Raw genomic sequence first — 16,801 nt, 5'->3', positions numbered from 1 at the left:
GTATGCGCGGCCGCGCAGGCGCATGCACCGGATTGCGCCGACCCGGGCAGTTCCCGGGCCGGCGCAATCGGTCAGAGCTTGTAGTTCACGCCGAACATCAGCGTGCGGCCCCAGGTGTCGTACTCCAGCGGGCGCGCCACCTGGACGCTGTTCGGCAGGCCTGCGATCTGCTGAGTCTTGTCGGGCGTGTTGGTGAGGTTGTTCACCTGCAGCAGGATCGACAGGCCGTTCCAGCGTCCTTCGTCGAAGGCGTAGCCCAGTTGCAGATCGGTCTGCTTGTTGGCCAGCACGCGGGTGTAGCCGAGCTGGTCGAACAGGGCCACCGCCTCGCCGGTGAAGGAGGAGCGGTAGCGCTCGGCGATGCGCGCGGAGAAGCGGTGCTTTTCGTAGTACAGGGCGAGGTTCGCCACCTTGCGCGAGAGGCCGGGCAGCGTCGCCGGCCCGCCCGGAATGGACGACACCGAGCTCTTGGGGATGTTGCTGTTGGTCAGCGAAAAGTTCGCCTGCACGCCAAAGCCATCGAGTGCGTCCGCCAGCAGGCCGCCTTCCAGTGCGCCGGACAGCTCCAGGCCCTGCATCTTGCCGCCGGTGCCGTTCTCTGGCCGGGTGAACGAGCCGATGTTGCTCGATGGCGTGAGCGTGGGGTTGTCGTTGGTGTAGTGGGAGAAATCGTAGTCGAGCGTGGTCTGGTTGTAGATGTAGTTCAGCAGGTTCTTGTTGAACACGGCCACCGCGACGTAGCTGGACGTACCGAAGTAGTTCTCCCACGAGAGGTCGGTGCCCACCGCGATGTACGGCTTGAGCTTGGGATTGCCGCCGCTGCCCGACCACAGCACCTGGCCGGCGGCCGGGCCGTCCTTTACCTGGAACACGCTCGCCGAGGTGGCGACCTTCTCGTCGTCGATGCGCCCGCGCGCCATGGTCTTGGCCAGGCCGAAGCGCAGCACCTGGTGGTCGGTGAGCTGGGCGACAAGGTTCAGGCTGGGCAGCACCTCGTTGTACTTCGCGCCGTCGGCGATGCGGCCCACCAGGGTGTCGCCGTTGGTCTGCAGCGCCTGCGAGGACTGGTCGGTGCGCACAAACTGCACGCCCACGTTGCCGCGCAGCGGCACGTCGCCCAGGTGGCTGTCGATGTTGAACTTGGCGTAGGCCACCGGCACCTTTTCGCGCACGGTGTAGTTGCGGTTGTAGTCGGCCAGGCCGTTGCGCTGGGTGACGTAGAACTGGCTGTGCAGTGCGCCGAGCACGTCGTAGTTGAGCGCACCGGGAATGCCGCCGTAGCTCAAGGACGTGGGGCCATAGAGCAGGCCCGGATCGATCGGCGTGCCGAAGGTGTGGTCATAGGTACCGGCGGTGGAGCCGTTGCCGTTGAGCCAGGCGAAATAGACGTCCGCCGACTTCACCTTAGTGCGGTCGGAGTAGTCCGCGCCCAGGTTCATGCTGGAGAAGATCCAGCCCAGCGTGCGGGTGGCCTCCAGCCGGATCGCCTTGATGGTGTCCTTCTGGCGGTCGAACTCCTCGCGGCCGTTGTAGCCGTAGTTGTCCGGATCGGTGAACACGAGGTTGGCCGGGTTGGCCAGGTCCACGCCGGGTGTGAAGTGCGGATAGCCATCGCCGATCGGCGTCTGGAACTGCACGCTGGTGAGGCCACCGTTCGGCAGGCCGGCAAACAGGTAGGCGTCGTGCAGCCTCTTCTTGGCGGTGGAATAGGAGAGGTCGGCCGAGGCCTGCCATTCGTTGCCGAAGTCGTACTGGTTGTTCCAGCCGGCGGAGAACAGCTTGTCGTGCTCCTTGTTGAACTGGTTCTGCAGGATCGGCGCGATGCCGTTGATGGTGCCGGAGGTGACCAGCGGATACGGCTGGTAAGGCACGGTGCCGACGTTGTCGTAGGAGACGTTGTCGTACGGGCTGCTCGACCACTGCACGCCGTTGGTGGTCTGGCGCTGGTTGAAGGTCGAGTAGTAGAGGTCCAACGTCGAGTGGTAGTGCTCGCCGGGCGCCCACTCGATCACCGTCATCAGGCCGTTGCGCTTCTGCTGCTCCGACTTGGCGCGCAGCTGCATCCCTTCCTGCGAGATCACGCTATCGGGCATGCCCGGTGTGTGCGGCCCACCCCAGTTCTGGTCGATGCCGGCCGGGCCGTTGTCCACGCTCCACCACCAGGCCTGGTACTGCTTTTCCTGGATCGGCGAGTCGAGCTGGGCGAAGCCGACCGCGATGCCCAGCGTGTGGTCGAGGAACTGGTCGATGTACGAGAAGCTGGCGCGGTGGCCCATGTCGCCCACACCCGAGCCGGGGTTGAGCTTGCCGTTGGTGGTGTGCTCGCCGCGCAGGTTGAGCACGACGGTGCGCTTGTCCAGATCGAGCGGGCGGATGGTGTGCAGGTCGACGGTGCCGGAGAGGCCCTGGCCGATCAGGCTGGCATCGGGCGTCTTGTAGACCGCGGCGCTGCTGATCAGCTCGGAGGGGTACTGGTCGTATTCCACCCCGCGGTTCTCGCCGATCGTGGCCTGCTCGCGCCCGTTGAGCGTGGTGCCGGCGAAGTCAGGCGACAGGCCGCGGATCGAGATCACGTTGGCGCGCCCGTCCAGCCGCTGCGTGGCCAAGCCGGGCAGGCGGGCCAGGCTCTCGGCGATGCTGGCGTCGGGCAGCTTGCCGATGTCCTCGGCCGAAACCGCCTCGATGATGTCGTCGGAATTCTGCTTGGCCTTGATCGAGCTTTCGATGCTGCCGCGAATGCCGGTGACGACCACCGTCTGCAGCGTGGTGGCGCCGGGTTTGGCGGGCTTTTTCGTCGACGGCGTGGGATTCGCCGGCGTGCTCGATTCGTTCTGCTGCTGCGCGGGTGGCGTCGGTGGCGTGTCCTGTGCCTTCGCAGCGCCGGCGACGAGCAGCCCGAACAAAGCCGTCTGGCAGGCCAGCGCGAGCCGGTGCCGGCGAGGCTGGGGGCGTAGGGCGGTCGCACCGCGTGAGTGACCGATGTACATGGTGATCTCCCTGAAAGACGACGAGTCGATGGTGCCGGCAATCCCCTGCTTCACCGGTGGGCGCGGAGCATCGGCGAGCGCATGCAGCCTTGTCACCATGCGATGCACCAAGTGATGCACAAGGCCACTTGCGCGCTCGCATGAAGTTGCGACAGGTACAAAAAAAGCCCGGAGATCGCTCTCCGGGCTTTTTCCGTCACCGGCTGTGAAGCCGGTGTACTTGGGGGGCGAGAGCTTACTTCGCCTCCTTCTCCATCAGCTTGTCGACCAGGTTCGCCGGCACTTCCTCGTAGTGATCGAAGATCATCGTGAAGGTGCCGCGGCCGGAGGTGGCCGAACGCAGGAAGTTGATGTAGCCGAACATCTCCGCCAGCGGCACGAAGCCCTGCACGAAGGCCTGCGGACCCTTCTGGCCCTGGTCGCTGACCGAGCCGCGACGACGGTTGATGTCGCCGATGATGTCGCCGAGGTAATCGGCCTCGGTCACCACTTCCAGGCTCATGATCGGCTCGAGCAGCTTAGGCTTGGACATGCGCTGCGCTTCGCGGAAGCACTGGCGGCCGGCGATTTCGAAGGCCAGCGCCGACGAGTCGACGTCGTGGTACTTGCCGTCCACCAGGCGCGCCTTGAAGTCGAGCACTTCGTAACCGGCCACCTGGCCCTGGCGCGACTCCACCTCGATCGCGTGCTGCACGGCCGGGATGTACTCGCGCGGCACGCGGCCACCGACGATCTCGTCGGAGAACACCACGCCCGAACCCGGCTCGCCCGGCTCGAAGATCATCTTCACTTCGGCGAACTGGCCCGAACCACCGGACTGCTTCTTGTGGGTGTAGGTGTGCTCGACGGTGTTGCCGAAGGCTTCGCGGAAGCTGACCTTGGGCTTGCCCATGTTCGCGTCCACGCCCAGCTCGGTGCGCATGCGGTCGATGGTGATTTCCAGGTGCAGCTCGCCCATACCCTTGAGCACGGTCTGCCCGGTTTCCTTGTCCACTTCCAGCTTCAGCGACGGGTCGGCCTTCACCATCTTGTAGAGCGCGGTGGACATCTTGTCGACGTCGTTGCGGCTCTTCGGCTCCACCGACACGCTGATCACCGGGTCCGGGAAGCGCATGCGCTCCAGCAGCACCGGATGGCCCGGATCGGTGAGCGAGTCACCGGTCTCGGTTTCCTTCAGCGAGACGAACGCGCAGATGTCGCCGGCGCGGACCTCGTCGATTTCCTTGGTGGCGTTCGCCTGCACTTCCACGATGCGGCCGATGCGCTCCTTCTTGCCGCGGGTGACGTTCTGCAGGGTGTCGCCCTTCTTGATCACGCCGGAGTAGATGCGGGTGAAGGTGAGCGTGCCGAACTGGTCGTTGATCACCTTGAAGGCCAGCGCGCGCACCGGCGCGTCGTCGGTCACTTCCTGCTCGCCGATGACGTGGCCATCCTCGTCCACCATGGAGATGCCGCCGTTCTCGCCCGGGAACGGCATGTAGTCGATCACGCCGTCCAGCAACTGCTGCACGCCCTTGTTGCGGTACGAGGAGCCGCAGAACACCGGCACCAGCTTGCCGGCCACGCAACCCTTGCGGATGCACTCCTTGAGCTTCTCCAGCGAGGGGATCTCGCCCGAGGACAGGTAGGCGTCCATGGCGTCGTCGTCCATCTCGACGGCGGTCTCGATGCTCTGTTCACGCAGCGCGGCGAGGTTGGCCACCCACTCCTTGTCGGCAGCGGACTGGAACGCCTTCACCTTCGGGTGGTCGGCCACCTGGTCGAGCGGCACGCTCTCCCACTTGCTGTCCTTGTCGTCACCCAGCCAGATGTAGCCAAGACCGGCGATCAGGTCGGCCATGCCGATGAATTCGTCGTGGCTGCCCAGCGGAACCTGGCACAGCACGGCGTTGGCGCCCAGGCGGTTGCGGATGCCGTCCACGCAGTGCTTAAAGTTCGCGCCAATGCGGTCCATCTTGTTGACGTAGCACATGCGCGGCACGTTGTACTGGTCGGCCAGGCGCCAGTTGGTCTCGGTCTGCGGCTCCACGCCGGCAACGCCGTCGAACACCACCACGGCGCCGTCCAGCACGCGCAGCGAGCGGTTCACCTCGATGGTGAAGTCCACGTGCCCCGGGGTGTCGATCACGTTGATCTGATGGCCCTTCCACTCGGTCGACACGGCGGCCGACTGGATGGTGATGCCGCGCTTGCGCTCCTGCTCCAGGTAATCGGTCGTGGTCGAGCCCTTGCCGTCCTTGGTGTCATGCACGTCGACGATCTGGTGCTTCTTGCCGGTGTAGTACAGGACACGCTCGGTGGTCGTCGTCTTGCCGGCGTCGATGTGCGCAATGATGCCGATGTTGCGGTAGAGCTTGAGGGGTTTCTGTCGGGCCACTGTCGGAGTTCCGTAGGTGCGTTTTAAGGGAAGCGTGAGCAGGACAGCGCTCGTGCTGCCCCATGGAATGTCGTGCGCTTGCGGTTGGCGGTGCTCGCACCGCTCCCGATTGGACAGGGCGCAGGTGCGTCAAACCGCCGATTATAGCCGGGTTTCTTGATAAATCAGAGTCCTGCGTTCAGGCGCCCGGCGCGGCGGGCGGCCGACGCGGCGCGGCGTGGCCTTTGGCCCGCGGGGAGAGGGGGCTTGGGATCCGCCCGCGGTCGCCGGCGCCCCGCCGATGGACCCCGGCTGCGGTGACCGAGCGGCTTGCGGCAGTATTTGCGCGGCCGGAGCGATGGCAAATCCCGTTCAGCCAGCCATCCCTGGGAAGGCCTCATCCCCGCGCCAGGTTCCGTGGCACGGGGGCGAAGGCCGCGCAGAGCGCGGCAGCTCAGTGGGCCGGTAACGGCTCGGCGTTAACCGTCGGGGCCTCGGCCGGCGCCGCGCCCAGCCGGCGCAGCCAGCGATAGTGCGAGGCGATGCCGGCGAAGAACGTGCGGTGCGCGTGGTACGGCACGCCGAACTCGCGGCAGGTCGCCTCCACCACTTTGGCAACGGCCGGGTAGTGCACGTGGCTGATGCGTACGAACAGGTGGTGCTCCACCTGGAAGTTGAGCCCGCCGATCAGCCAGCTGAGCACGCGGTTGCCGCGCGCAAAGTCGACTGTGGTCTGCAGCTGGTGGATCGCCCAGGGCGTTTCCATGTGGCCGCTGGCGGGGTCGGGCTGCGGAAAGTCCGCCTCTTCCACCACGTGCGCCAGCTGGAACACGATCGCCAACAGGAACCCCGCCACTGCTGACACCGCCGCGTAGAACGCCGCCACCATGCCCAGCGAGTGGAACGCCAGCGGCAGCCCGAAGGCCAGCGCGAAAAAGACGAGCTTGCCCAGCACGAACAGAACCAGATCGCCGCCGCGCGGACGATCGAACGGCCGCTCGCCGATGCGGCCGGTGATCATGTCGCGGAAGTCGCCGTACAGGTGCCAGCGGATCGCCGTGACCGTGTAGAGCACCCAAAGGTAGACGTGCTGGAAGCGGTGCCACGGCCGCCGCGGCTGCTCGGGCGAGAGTCGGCCGAGCACGCCCAGGTCGATGTCGCTGTCGTGCTGGGCAATGTTGACGTAAGTGTGGTGGTAGCGCGCGTGCTTCCACTGCCAGATGTATGAGCTGCCGCCGACCAGGTCGAGCGTGAACGCCATCAGCTTGTTCACCCAGCGATGCCGAGAATACGCCTGGTGGCCGCCGTCGTGCATGATGTTGAAGCCGACGCCGGCCATCGCGGTGCCCAACAGCAGGGTCAGCGGGAGCGCCTGCCACCACGCCCGCGCGAAGAACACCAGGGCGATGTACGAGGCGGCGAATGCCGTCAGGATGATCGCGGTTTTTGCGTACATCGTCGCGCTGTCGCGTTGCGCGCAGCCGCGCTCGCGGAAGTCGGCCTCCACCCGCCGGCGCAACTCCCGCTGGAACGTGTTGTCGCGATAGAAGGCGAGCCGCTCGTCGGGGTGGGGCGCAGAACGAAGGGCATCGTCCCGGTGATGGGTGGACCCGTGGGGCATGCCGCAGCCTTTTCTGGATGGAAGAACGTCGAGATCGTAGCCAGCTGCCCGCTAGCGGCGCGTTAGCCCGACGAGGTCATGCGCTGCTCGCCAGCAGCAACGCCAGGCCAAGGGCCGCCGGGGCGGCCTGGATCCACAGCACCTTGCGCGTGGCGGTGAGCCCGCCATACACGCCAGCCACCAGTACGCAGCCGAGAAAGAAGGCTTTCACGTGCAGGCCCTCGCTGCCGCCCAGCCACAGCCCCCACGTCAGTCCGGCGGCGAGAAAGCCGTTGTACAGCCCTTGGTTGGCCGCCAGTACCTTCGACTGTTCGGCGAATTCCGGCGTCAGCCCGAACGCGCGCCGCCCCGACGGCCGGTTCCACAGGAACATCTCCAGCACCAGGAACCAAAGGTGCAGCAGGGCGATGACGGCGATGACGACGGAGGCGGCAAGAGGCATGGCGGGTTTCGGAAGGGGTTCAGGCGGGCGGATCGGCGCGGCGGAACGTTACCACCAGCACGTCGCGATGCGCCGGCAGGTCCGGATCGAGCGGAGTCACCGGGGTCACGCCGTGGAACACGCGCGCGTCGTCCACCAGCGCCGCGTCCAGTGGGTGCACCAGGGTGAAGCTTCCCAGCAACTCGCCGTCGGCGGTGTGGATGGTGGTGGTGCCGCTCTCGATGTTCTGCCGATCGATCATCAGCACCAGCACATAATCCACGCCGTCGCGGTGCCGGCCTTCTGGGGTGGGCTCGCCCGCCTCGCCAACTTTCGCTTCGATCCGGAACTGGTGCGTCTCCACGTGCCAGGCGCGCACCTCGGGCGCGAGGGCGCCGAAGAGGGACTGGCTGAAGCGCAGGATGCCGCGGAGGCTGGGGCCGTCGGCGATCGCCGGGTGTATCGGCCGGAACCAGCGCTGGATGTTTCCCTGCAGTGGGTTGTACTCCAGGCTCTGGAAATGCGGCTGGTGCGGCGCGCGCTGCAGGGCGCCGTCGGCGTCGATGGCGAACGTGGCATGCCGGCGTTGGCGGTGCCGCCCCTGTGCCGCCAGATAGGTATCCGGGGCGAGGTCGTTCCAGCTGGCGACGAACGCCTCCCAATCGTCGAACGCATGCGGCGTGTCCAGCAAGCCGCGCATGACCTGGGCGGTGAGAAAGGCGAAGCCTTCGCGTTGGAGCCGGGTGCGTAGCGCCGGAAGATCGGGGAGGGAGGGCATGCGCATACGTTAGCAGTTGGTCGCCCGCTCGGTGCTGATTCGGGTCAGCCCTGGAAGGCCCGTCCATCCGCGCCGGGGGGGGGGGCACTCGCAAGAACCCTCGGGTCCAACGGTTTGGCTCGGCGATGGATGCACGCATCGCGTAGTGCCGCGACGGGGGTGTGGTCGGGGTAGGGCGCCGGTCGCACCGGCCACCGGCCATCCAGGTGCCACCCTTCCTGTGCAGTAGATGGTGCGCCAGCGGCACCGTCGGGATGGTGCCGGGCGCGCCTGCACATGGTTTCAGGTGCATCCAATCGGCACATGATGATTTCGCATATGGGCGTATAGACGTCTAGACGTCTGTTGACACGATGTCTGCGGCGGTCCTACAGTGCACCCCACTCATCGAGACCGGCTGAGGGACAGGCCCTTTGAAGCCGGGGCAACCTGCAGAGATGCTTTCTGCGACGGTGCCAACTCCTGCGGAGCGCCGACGAGCGCAACCGGTAGATGGGGTGTCGTCACGGGCGCGTTCTGGCATCCGTGGTGGGCCACTCTCTCGACTCTCCGCAGGTGCGATGCCACAGGAGAGTCCGATGTCCGCCCAGCTCGCCCACATCCCCACTGCTTCCGCCCAGCCGCAGCTCGCGGCCGTTGCGCCGTCGCCCCGCGCCTCGCTCACGGCGCAGCGCTGCAGCCGCCGGGTCAGCATCGAGCCCACCTACGGCGGCGGCCGCTGCGGCGTGGAGGTGAGCTACCTGTGGTGCGGTGCGCCGGATGCGCCGACCGTGGTGGTGCAAGGCGGTATCTCGGCAAGCCGCGACGTGATCGCCGCTGAGGGCGCCGCCCAGCCGGGCTGGTGGCAGGCACTGGTGGGCGAGGGCAAGGCGATCGACCTGGACCAGTACCGCGTACTGTCCATCGACTGGCTGAGCCCGGCCGATCTGGGCGCCGCCACCGCGATATCCAGTACCGACCAGGCCAATGCGATCAGCGCCTTGATCGATGCGTTGGGCATCGGCCGCATCGCCGCCTTCGTCGGCTCATCCTACGGCGCCATGGTCGCGCTGGCCTTCGCCAAGGCGCACCCGTGGCAGCTGGACCGACTGGTGCTGCTGGCCGGTGCGCATCGCGCGCACCCGATCTCCACTGCCCTGCGCAGCGTGCAGCGCGGCATCGTGCGGCTGGGCCAGTCGAGCGGGCAGCTGGACGAGGCGCTGAGCCTGGCGCGCCAGCTGGCGATGACCACCTACCGCGGCAGCGAGGAATTCGCCCGCCGCTTCTCGTCCGCCCCGGAATTTCGCGACGACCGCTTCCACTTCCCGGTGGAGGACTACCTCGACCAGGCCGGCCGCCGCTTCGTGGCGCGCTTCGACGCCGAGCGTTTCCTGGCGCTGTCCGAGTCGATCGACCTGCACGACGTGGCGCCCGAATCGGTGCCCACGCCGGCCACGCTGATCGGCTTCCCGTCCGACCGGCTGGTGCCGCTGGCCGACCTGTGCGAGCTGCAGCGCCGCCTGGCCGGTCCGGCCACGCTGGAAGTGGTGGAGTCGCCCTACGGCCACGACGGCTTTCTCAAGGAAACCGACCGCCTCGCCCCCCTCCTGCGCCAGGCCCTCCTGTAGGCGCCCGCTCGCGGGCGATGCCTTTTGCCTTTGCCTTCGATGGCGATCAGGAGCAAGGGCATCGCCCGCCAGCGGGCTCCTACTGAAAGCCGTGCTGCGTACCTTTTGATCGTTCGGAGAGTTCCATGACCACCTCGGCCCCCAGCACCCGCGCCGTCCGCGCCGGCATCGAGTCGGACACCCAGCACGGCGCCGTCGTGCCGCCGCTGCACCTGTCGACCAACTACAGCTTCACCGGCCTGGGCGGCAAGCGCGCCTACGACTACTCGCGCAGCGGCAACCCCACCCGTGACCTGCTCGGCGAAGCGCTGGCCGACCTGGAGCAGGGTGCCGGTGCGGTGGTCACCTCCAGCGGGATGTCCGCCGTGGCGCTGGCGCTGGAACTGGTGCCGGCCGGCGCCACTGTGCTGGCTGCGCACGACTGTTATGGCGGCACCTGGCGCCTGCTCGATGCGTGGGCGAAGAAGGGCCGCTTCACGGTTGCCTTCGCCGATCTCACCGATCCCGCTGCGCTCGCCGCCGGCCTCGCGAAGAAGCCTGCGCTGGTGTGGGTGGAAACGCCGTCCAATCCGCTGCTGCGCATAACCGACATCCGCCACGTGGCGCATGCCGCGCACGCGGTCGGCGCGCTGGTGGTGGTGGACAACACTTTCCTCTCGCCGGCCCTGCAACAGCCGCTGGCGCTGGGCGCGGACCTTGTCGTGCATTCGACCACCAAGTACATCAACGGCCACAGCGACGTGGTTGGCGGCGCCGTGGTGGCGCGCACGCCGGAGCTGGCCGAGCAGATCAAGTGGTGGGGCAACTGCAATGGCCTCACCGGCGGCGCGTTCGACAGCTACCTCACCCTGCGCGGCCTGCGCACGCTGGGCGTGCGCCTGCGCCAGCACGAGGAGAATGCCGCGCGCGTGGCCGAGCACCTGGCCCGCCACGGCGCCGTGCGCAAGGTCTACTACCCCGGCCTGGCCGAGCATCCGGGGCACGCGCTGGCCTCACGTCAGCAGCAGGGCTTCGGTGCCATGCTCAGCTTCGAGCTCGACGGTGAGGTGGAAGAGATCGCCGCCTTCGTCGACGGACTGGATTATTTCTCGCTGGCCGAATCGCTCGGCGGCGTGGAGAGCCTGATCGCCCATCCCGCCTCGATGACCCACGCCTCCATGGCGCCCGAAGCGCGCCGCACCGCCGGCATCGCCGACACCCTGCTGCGGCTGTCGGTCGGCATCGAGGATGGCAACGATCTGTTGCGCGACCTCGACGCCGCGCTGCGTCGGGCCGCCGCGGTCGGCGCCTCCAAACGCAAGGTACGCGCATGAACGCGGTGGTGGCGGACAAACTATCCGGCGCTTCACGTCCGCTCAAGGCGCCGGCCGAAGCGCCAGCGGCTGCCATCGTACTGCTCGGCACCGGTGTGGTCGGCGGCGCGCTGCTCAAGCTGCTGTGCACGCCGGCGGCTGCGCGCATCCGGCTGGTCGGTGCAGCAAACTCGAAGCGCCAGCAGACCGACCCGGTACGGTTGGCCAGTCGCCAGTTGCGCGAGCAGATCCGCAGCGAGGGCGATCCGCGAGACAACGCGGCGCTGCTCGCCGTGCTGGACGCCAGCGGCGTGGCGACAAAAGTGATCGTCGACGCCACCGCCAACGCTTCGCTGGCTGCGCGCCACGCCGAATGGCTGGAGCGCGGCTATCACGTGGTCACCGCCAACAAGGCACTGGCTGGCGGCGAGCTCACCGGCTGGCGTGCGCTGCAGGCGGCCACGTCCGGCGCTGCGCGCTACGGCGACTCGGCCACCGTCGGCGCCGGCCTGCCGGTGCTGTCCACGCTGCGTCGTCTGCGTCAGTGCGGAGATGCGCTGCTCACGCTGGAGGGCGTGTTCTCCGGCTCGCTCTCGTACCTGTTCAACCAGTATGACGGCAGCGTGCCGTTCTCCACCTTGCTCGGCGAGGCGCGTCGGCTTGGCTACACCGAGCCCGATCCGCGCTCCGATCTCTCCGGCGAGGACGTGGCGCGCAAGCTGCTGATCCTCGCCCGCCATGCCGGCTTCTCGCTCAACACCGACGAGGTGGAAGTGGAGAGTCTGGTGCCGCAGGCGTTGCGCGCGCTGTCCACCGAGGCTTTCCTCGATCGCCTCGAGGAACTTGACGCGCCGCTCGCCGCAAGAGCCGCCGAAGCGCGCGAACGTGGCCACGTGCTGCGCTACCTCGCCCGCCTCAACCAGCGCGGCCACGCCCGCGTGGGCCTGGTGGAAGTGCCGGCCACGCATCCGGCGGCGCGGCTGTACGGCACCGACAACCAGTTCGCCCTCACCACCACCCGCTACAACACGCAGCCGCTGGTGATCCAGGGGCCGGGTGCCGGGCCGGAGGTCACCGCGCAGGCGCTGCTGGGCGACGTGCTGGCGTTGACGCCCGGCTGAGGGCCGCGGCTGCTGCGGTCAATGGCCGGGGGCTCCTGCTGCCGCCGGGACCATGGCCTGCGGCCGCAACAGCGCGGCCCCAGCCAGCGCGGCGGCGGCCGCCGCGCTGGCGCCCGCCAGGAACGCCGTGTGATAGCCGCTGTTGAGCGCGCCCAGCGTGCTGGCGCCAGCGGCGGTCAGAGCACTCGTCCGTGCCGCGGCGAGGCTGGCAAGCACGGCCAGGCCCAGGGCGCCGCCCATCATGAAGGCCGTATTGACCACCCCCGACGCCAGCCCGGACTGGTCCGGCGCCACGTCGCCCATCGCCGCCAGCAGAACCGGGTTGAAGGCGATGCCGGCGCCCAGGCCCAGCAGCATCATCGCCGGCAGCACGTCGACCACGAACCGACCGTCCACCGGCGCGCGGGCGAACAGCGCCAGCCCGGTCGCCGCCATCGCCAGTCCGGCGGACAGCGGCAGGCGGATGCCGAAGCGCATCACCAGTCGCGCCGACAGGCCGATCGAGCAGGCGGCCATCACCAGGTTCGCCGGCAGGAACGCCAGCCCCACGCGGAACGGGTCGTAGCCCAGCACCTGCTGCATGTACAGCGCCGAGAGGAAGAACCAGGCGAACATCGCCGCGCACCACAGCACGCCGATCAGGCTGGCCACCGTGAGGTTGCGGTGGCGGAACAGGCCGAGCGGGATCAGCGGCGCCCGGATGCGCGCCTCGATGGCGACGAAGGCGGCCAGCAGCGCCAGCGCCACGGCCAGCACCCCCAGTGTGGCGGGCGACGTCCAGCCGGCCTCGTTGCCGTGCACTACGGCGTAGATCGCCAGCGTCAGGGCGAGCGTCACGCTGGCGGCGCCGGCCACGTCGAGGCGGCCCTCGAATGGCTTGCGCGTGGCCGGCACCAGCCGCAGCGTAGCCAGGGCCACCAGCACACCGATCGGCAGGTTCACCAGGAAGATCCAATGCCAGCTCAGCGCGCTGGTGAGCAGGCCGCCGAGCAACACGCCGACACTGCCGCCACCGGCGCAGACGAACCCGTAGATGCCCATGGCCCGGGCGCGATCGGCCGGCGCCGTGAACAGATCCATGATCAGCGACAGCGCGACCGCCGACACCACCGCGCCGCCCAGCCCCTGCGCCGCGCGTGCCACCACCAGCATCAGTTGCGAGGTGGCCAGGCCGCACAGCAGCGAGGCCGCGGTGAAGGCGGCGAGGCCGAGCAGGAACACGCGGCGGTGTCCGAGCAGGTCGCCCAGCCGACCGGCCAGCAGCAGAAAGCCGCCGTAGGTGAGCATGTAGGCGTTGACCACCCACGCCAGCGTGGTTTCGGAGAAGCCGAGATCGGTCTTGATCGAGGGCAGGGCGACGTTCACGATCGTGGTGTCCAGCACGATCATCAGCACGCCCATGCAGAGCACGTAGAACGCCAGCCAGTGGTGCCGGGCGGGGGCGGCAGGGGTCATCGCGGATCTCCCGGGTTTATCGTCAATCGGAGCGGCCGGGACGCATGCCGCGGCCCGGCACGAGATAAGTAGCACGGCCGCAGCCGCACGAATTACGGCGCCTGGATCGCCTCGACCTGGATGCGCAGCGTCACGCCCATGTGGAATCCGTAGTCCTTGCCGCCCGGCATGCCGTAGGCGTCACGCTGGAAGGTGGCGAGCGCGTCGGCGCCACACACCTCGCGCTTGAAGATCGGGTGCGGCATGCACTTGAAGCTGCGGATGTCGAGCGTCAGCGGGTGGCTCACCCCGTGCAGGGTGAGCGTGCCGTCCACCCGCGTCGGTGCGCCGTTCCTGAAGCCCGCGAGCCGGCCCGTGTAGTGCGCCTGTGGCCATTGCCGGGTGTCGAACAGCTCGGGTCCCTGCGCGTACGCGTTGAGCTTGTCCTGACCGAAGTCGGCGCTGGCCATGTCCACACTTATGTCGACGCTGCCGGTCTGCTTCGCGCGATCGAGGATCACCGTGCCGCGGCTGGAATTGAACTTGCCGCGCCACACCGACAGCCCGCCCATGTGGTCGGCCTCGAAGCTGGGGTAGGTGTGATCGGGATCGATGCGATAGGTCACCGGCGTGGCGCTGGCGGTGGTGGCGGCCAGCGCGGCGAGCGTGGCAAGAGCCACGGCGAGCTTGCCGTCGGAGCGGAGGCGGGTGAGCTGACGCATCGGGAGAGTCCTTGGCGGGATGGTGCCAAGGCGACGATCCACGCGCAGCGGTTTCGACAACCGCAAAAAAAAGAACGCGCGGACTGGCCGCGCGTTCTTGTTCAAGGCCTCCTGCTTCAAGCAGGGACGATCGCAGCGATCAGCGATGCCCGGTGGCGCGCTCCACTTCATCCTCGTCCGGCGGAATCTGCAGGTCACTCGGATGCTGGCTGGCCTCCATCCGCTCGGCCTCGATCGACGGCGTCCGCCAGCCGGACTTCACGCCCCACAGGAAATACACCAGGCCGATCACCGCCACCACGACCAGATCCCAGCCGTAGGGGATGTAGTTCAGGCCGCCGAACTTGGCGCTGCCGATCTTCGACACCGCGGCCAGGGTGATCAGGTAGGCGATCAGCCACCAGGCGCCCTTGAGGTGGCGGCCGAAGTCCTGCCAGCCGTGCTTGGCCTGGTAGTAGAAGTACACCGGCAGGGCGACCACCATCAGCAGGATGATCTCGCCCGTCAGCGGCCATTTGGCCCAGTACAGCAGCTCGGCGGACATGATGAAGGCGATGCCGGCGATCACCGGCAGGCCGCTGAGCTTGAACGGGCGATGCAGCTCCGGCGCCGTGCGACGCAGGGTCATCACGCTCACCGGACCGGTGAGGTAGGAAATGATGGTGGACACCGAGATCACCGCGGCCAGCGAGTCCCAGCCGCGGAAGAAGAACAGGAACAGGAACGACACCACCAGGTTCAGCCACATCGCCGGACGCGGTACACCCCAGGTCGGGTGCAACCGGCCGAACACCTTCGGCAGCGTGCCGTTGCGCTCCATGCCGTAGATCATGCGGGCGGTGGTGGCGGTGTAGGTGATGCCGGTGCCGCTGGGGCTGACGAAGGCGTCCGCGTAGAGCAGGATCGCCAGCCAGTTGAGGTTGACCAGCACCGCCAGCTCGGCGAACGGCGAGCTGAAGTCGATGCCCTTCCAGCCGGCGCGGGCCAGCAGGTCCGGCGGCACGGCGCCGAGGTAGGCCACCTGCAGCAGCACGTACACCACGGTGGCCAGAGCGATGGCGCCGATGATCGCGAACGGGATGCTGCGCCCCGGGTTGCGCGCTTCGCCGGCCAGGTTCACCGGGCTTTGGAAGCCGTTGAAGCTGAACACGATGCCGGCCGTGGCCACCGCGGTGAGGATCGCCGCGAAATCGTTCGCGTGGCTGCCGCCGGCCGCGCCCACCGAGAGGTTCTCGCTGTGGAAGCCACTGGCGATCAGCGCGATGCCAGTGGCGGCCGGAATGATCAGCTTGATGATGGTGATCAGGCTGTTGGAGCGCGCGAACAGCTTCACGCTCCAGAAGTTGAGCAGGAAGTACACCACCACCAGCACCGCGGCGATGCCTAAGCCCAGGTGACTCAGCTCGCCGTGCTTGCCGGGTGCGGCGTGGTACAGATCCTGCGCCCATTGCCACTTCCAGCCGGCCATGTACTGCACCGAGGCCTCGGCCTCCACCGGGATCACCGAAACGATCGCGATCCAGTTCGCCCACGCGGCAATGAAGCCCACCAGCGAGCCGTGCGAGTAGTGGCCGTAGCGCACCATGCCGCCGGACTCGGGGAACATCGCGCCCAGTTCGGCGTAGGTCAGTGCGATCGACAGGATGATCACTGCGCCCAGCACCCAGGCCCAGATCGCGCCCGGACCGGCCAGCTTGGCGGCGTTCCACGCGCCGAACAGCCAGCCCGAACCGATGATCGAGCCCAGGCCGGTGAACATCAGGGCGAAAGGTCCGACATCACGTCGGAGCGAACTCTGGTTTGCCATCGAGGAACCCCTGAGCGGCCTGATCGCCGCGGTTCAAAACCACGATAGTGGCAAAGTGGGCCGGGGCTGTCACGCCGCAGCGGCGCACCACGACGGTGCGATGCCGCCGCAACGGGCGCTGGTGGCGACGCGGCCCGAGCGCTTGCGCTCAGGGCGCGAGCGATACCACGCAGTCGATGCCGGCCCTGGCCATCTTCGCGTAGGGGCAGACGCGCTCGGTGTTGCGCACCAGTTCCTCGGCGACGGCGCGATCGACGCCCGGCAGGCAGATGTGGATCGTCGCGGTGAGCATGAACAGCCCATCGACCGGATCGCGACCGAAGCTGACCTGGGCCACGACCTCGGCATCAGGGATCGCCACGCCTGCCCGCGCCGCGAGCAGGCTCAGCGCGCCGTGGAAGCATGCCGCGTAGCCGGCGGCGAACAGCTGTTCGGGATTGGTGCCGCCGCCCGGTCCGCCCAGTTGCTCGGGCATCCGCAACTGCAGCTCGAGCGCGCCGTCGTCGGAGCGGGCCACGCCGGAGGCGCGGCCGTGCCGGGATTCGCCGCCGTTGACCCGCACGGTGGCGGTATACAGCGGAAGGAAGTCTGCACCGACATGCTTGTCGAGCAGCGAGAGGGGTGGGGGCCGCAGATCGGGCATGGCGGGTGCGAA

The 16,801-nt window shown here is 68.0% G+C and carries 12 protein-coding genes and 1 riboswitch; of the genes, 3 read left to right on the top strand and 9 right to left on the bottom strand.

Features of this window, described 5'->3' with window-relative positions:
• Window positions 1–71 precede the first annotated feature (71 nt).
• The 5 genes from ACTHJF_RS03350 to ACTHJF_RS03330 all read right to left on the bottom strand — a co-directional run bounded on the left by ACTHJF_RS03350 (window position 72) and on the right by ACTHJF_RS03330 (window position 8,163).
• The gene (locus tag ACTHJF_RS03350) at window positions 72–2,987 is read right to left on the bottom strand and encodes a TonB-dependent receptor (RefSeq protein ID WP_440265858.1); all 2,916 of its coding nucleotides are present in this window, start codon (window positions 2,985–2,987) and stop codon (window positions 72–74) included.
• A 235-nt stretch (window positions 2,988–3,222) separates the two neighbouring features.
• Entirely contained in the window at window positions 3,223–5,364 is a 2,142-nt protein-coding gene (gene fusA, locus ACTHJF_RS03345) for an elongation factor G (RefSeq protein WP_440265839.1), read from the bottom strand.
• A 433-nt stretch (window positions 5,365–5,797) separates the two neighbouring features.
• Window positions 5,798–6,964 carry a fatty acid desaturase family protein gene (locus ACTHJF_RS03340; RefSeq protein WP_440265838.1) on the bottom strand — a complete coding sequence of 389 codons (1,167 nt, stop codon included), beginning with the start codon at window positions 6,962–6,964 and terminating at the stop codon, window positions 5,798–5,800.
• A gap of 76 nt (window positions 6,965–7,040) precedes the next feature.
• Window positions 7,041–7,406, bottom strand: a complete 366-nt coding sequence (locus ACTHJF_RS03335) for a DUF1304 domain-containing protein (RefSeq protein ID WP_440265837.1) — start codon at window positions 7,404–7,406, stop codon at window positions 7,041–7,043.
• Between the two features lie 19 nt (window positions 7,407–7,425).
• Window positions 7,426–8,163, bottom strand: a complete 738-nt coding sequence (locus ACTHJF_RS03330; protein WP_440265836.1) for a 2OG-Fe dioxygenase family protein — start codon at window positions 8,161–8,163, stop codon at window positions 7,426–7,428.
• A gap of 381 nt (window positions 8,164–8,544) precedes the next feature.
• A riboswitch (SAM riboswitch) is annotated at window positions 8,545–8,662 on the top strand.
• A gap of 79 nt (window positions 8,663–8,741) precedes the next feature.
• Between ACTHJF_RS03330 and metX the strand changes: the two genes are divergently transcribed.
• The 3 genes from metX to ACTHJF_RS03315 all read left to right on the top strand — a co-directional run bounded on the left by metX (window position 8,742) and on the right by ACTHJF_RS03315 (window position 12,183).
• Complete coding sequence (metX, locus tag ACTHJF_RS03325) at window positions 8,742–9,770, top strand: homoserine O-succinyltransferase MetX (RefSeq protein WP_440265835.1); 1,029 nt, start codon at window positions 8,742–8,744, stop codon at window positions 9,768–9,770.
• Between the two features lie 125 nt (window positions 9,771–9,895).
• Window positions 9,896–11,083, top strand: a complete 1,188-nt coding sequence (gene metB, locus ACTHJF_RS03320; protein ID WP_440265834.1) for a cystathionine gamma-synthase — start codon at window positions 9,896–9,898, stop codon at window positions 11,081–11,083.
• Entirely contained in the window at window positions 11,080–12,183 is a 1,104-nt protein-coding gene (locus ACTHJF_RS03315; RefSeq protein ID WP_440265833.1) for a homoserine dehydrogenase, read from the top strand. The genes metB and ACTHJF_RS03315 overlap by 4 nt, the downstream gene beginning before the upstream one ends.
• 18 nt (window positions 12,184–12,201) lie before the next feature.
• On the opposite strand, the gene ACTHJF_RS03310 is transcribed toward ACTHJF_RS03315, so the two are convergent.
• The 4 genes from ACTHJF_RS03310 to ACTHJF_RS03295 all read right to left on the bottom strand — a co-directional run bounded on the left by ACTHJF_RS03310 (window position 12,202) and on the right by ACTHJF_RS03295 (window position 16,789).
• Window positions 12,202–13,638, bottom strand: coding sequence for a DHA2 family efflux MFS transporter permease subunit (locus ACTHJF_RS03310; protein ID WP_440265832.1), 1,437 nt, complete (start codon window positions 13,636–13,638; stop codon window positions 12,202–12,204).
• Window positions 13,639–13,730: 92 nt separating this feature from the next.
• On the bottom strand, window positions 13,731–14,339 hold the full coding sequence (locus ACTHJF_RS03305; protein WP_440265831.1) for a YceI family protein: 609 nt from the start codon (window positions 14,337–14,339) through the stop codon (window positions 13,731–13,733).
• Window positions 14,340–14,478: 139 nt separating this feature from the next.
• Complete coding sequence (locus ACTHJF_RS03300) at window positions 14,479–16,146, bottom strand: APC family permease (protein WP_431635862.1); 1,668 nt, start codon at window positions 16,144–16,146, stop codon at window positions 14,479–14,481.
• Window positions 16,147–16,294: 148 nt separating this feature from the next.
• Window positions 16,295–16,789, bottom strand: a complete 495-nt coding sequence (locus tag ACTHJF_RS03295) for an Ohr family peroxiredoxin (protein ID WP_440265830.1) — start codon at window positions 16,787–16,789, stop codon at window positions 16,295–16,297.
• Between the last annotated feature and the right edge of the window lie 12 nt (window positions 16,790–16,801).

Source organism: Dyella sp. (assembly GCF_051962475.1).
Classification (GTDB): domain Bacteria; phylum Pseudomonadota; class Gammaproteobacteria; order Xanthomonadales; family Rhodanobacteraceae; genus Dyella_A.
Note: the sequence above shows the minus strand (reverse complement) of the source record. Positions and strands in the feature narration are given on the sequence as shown.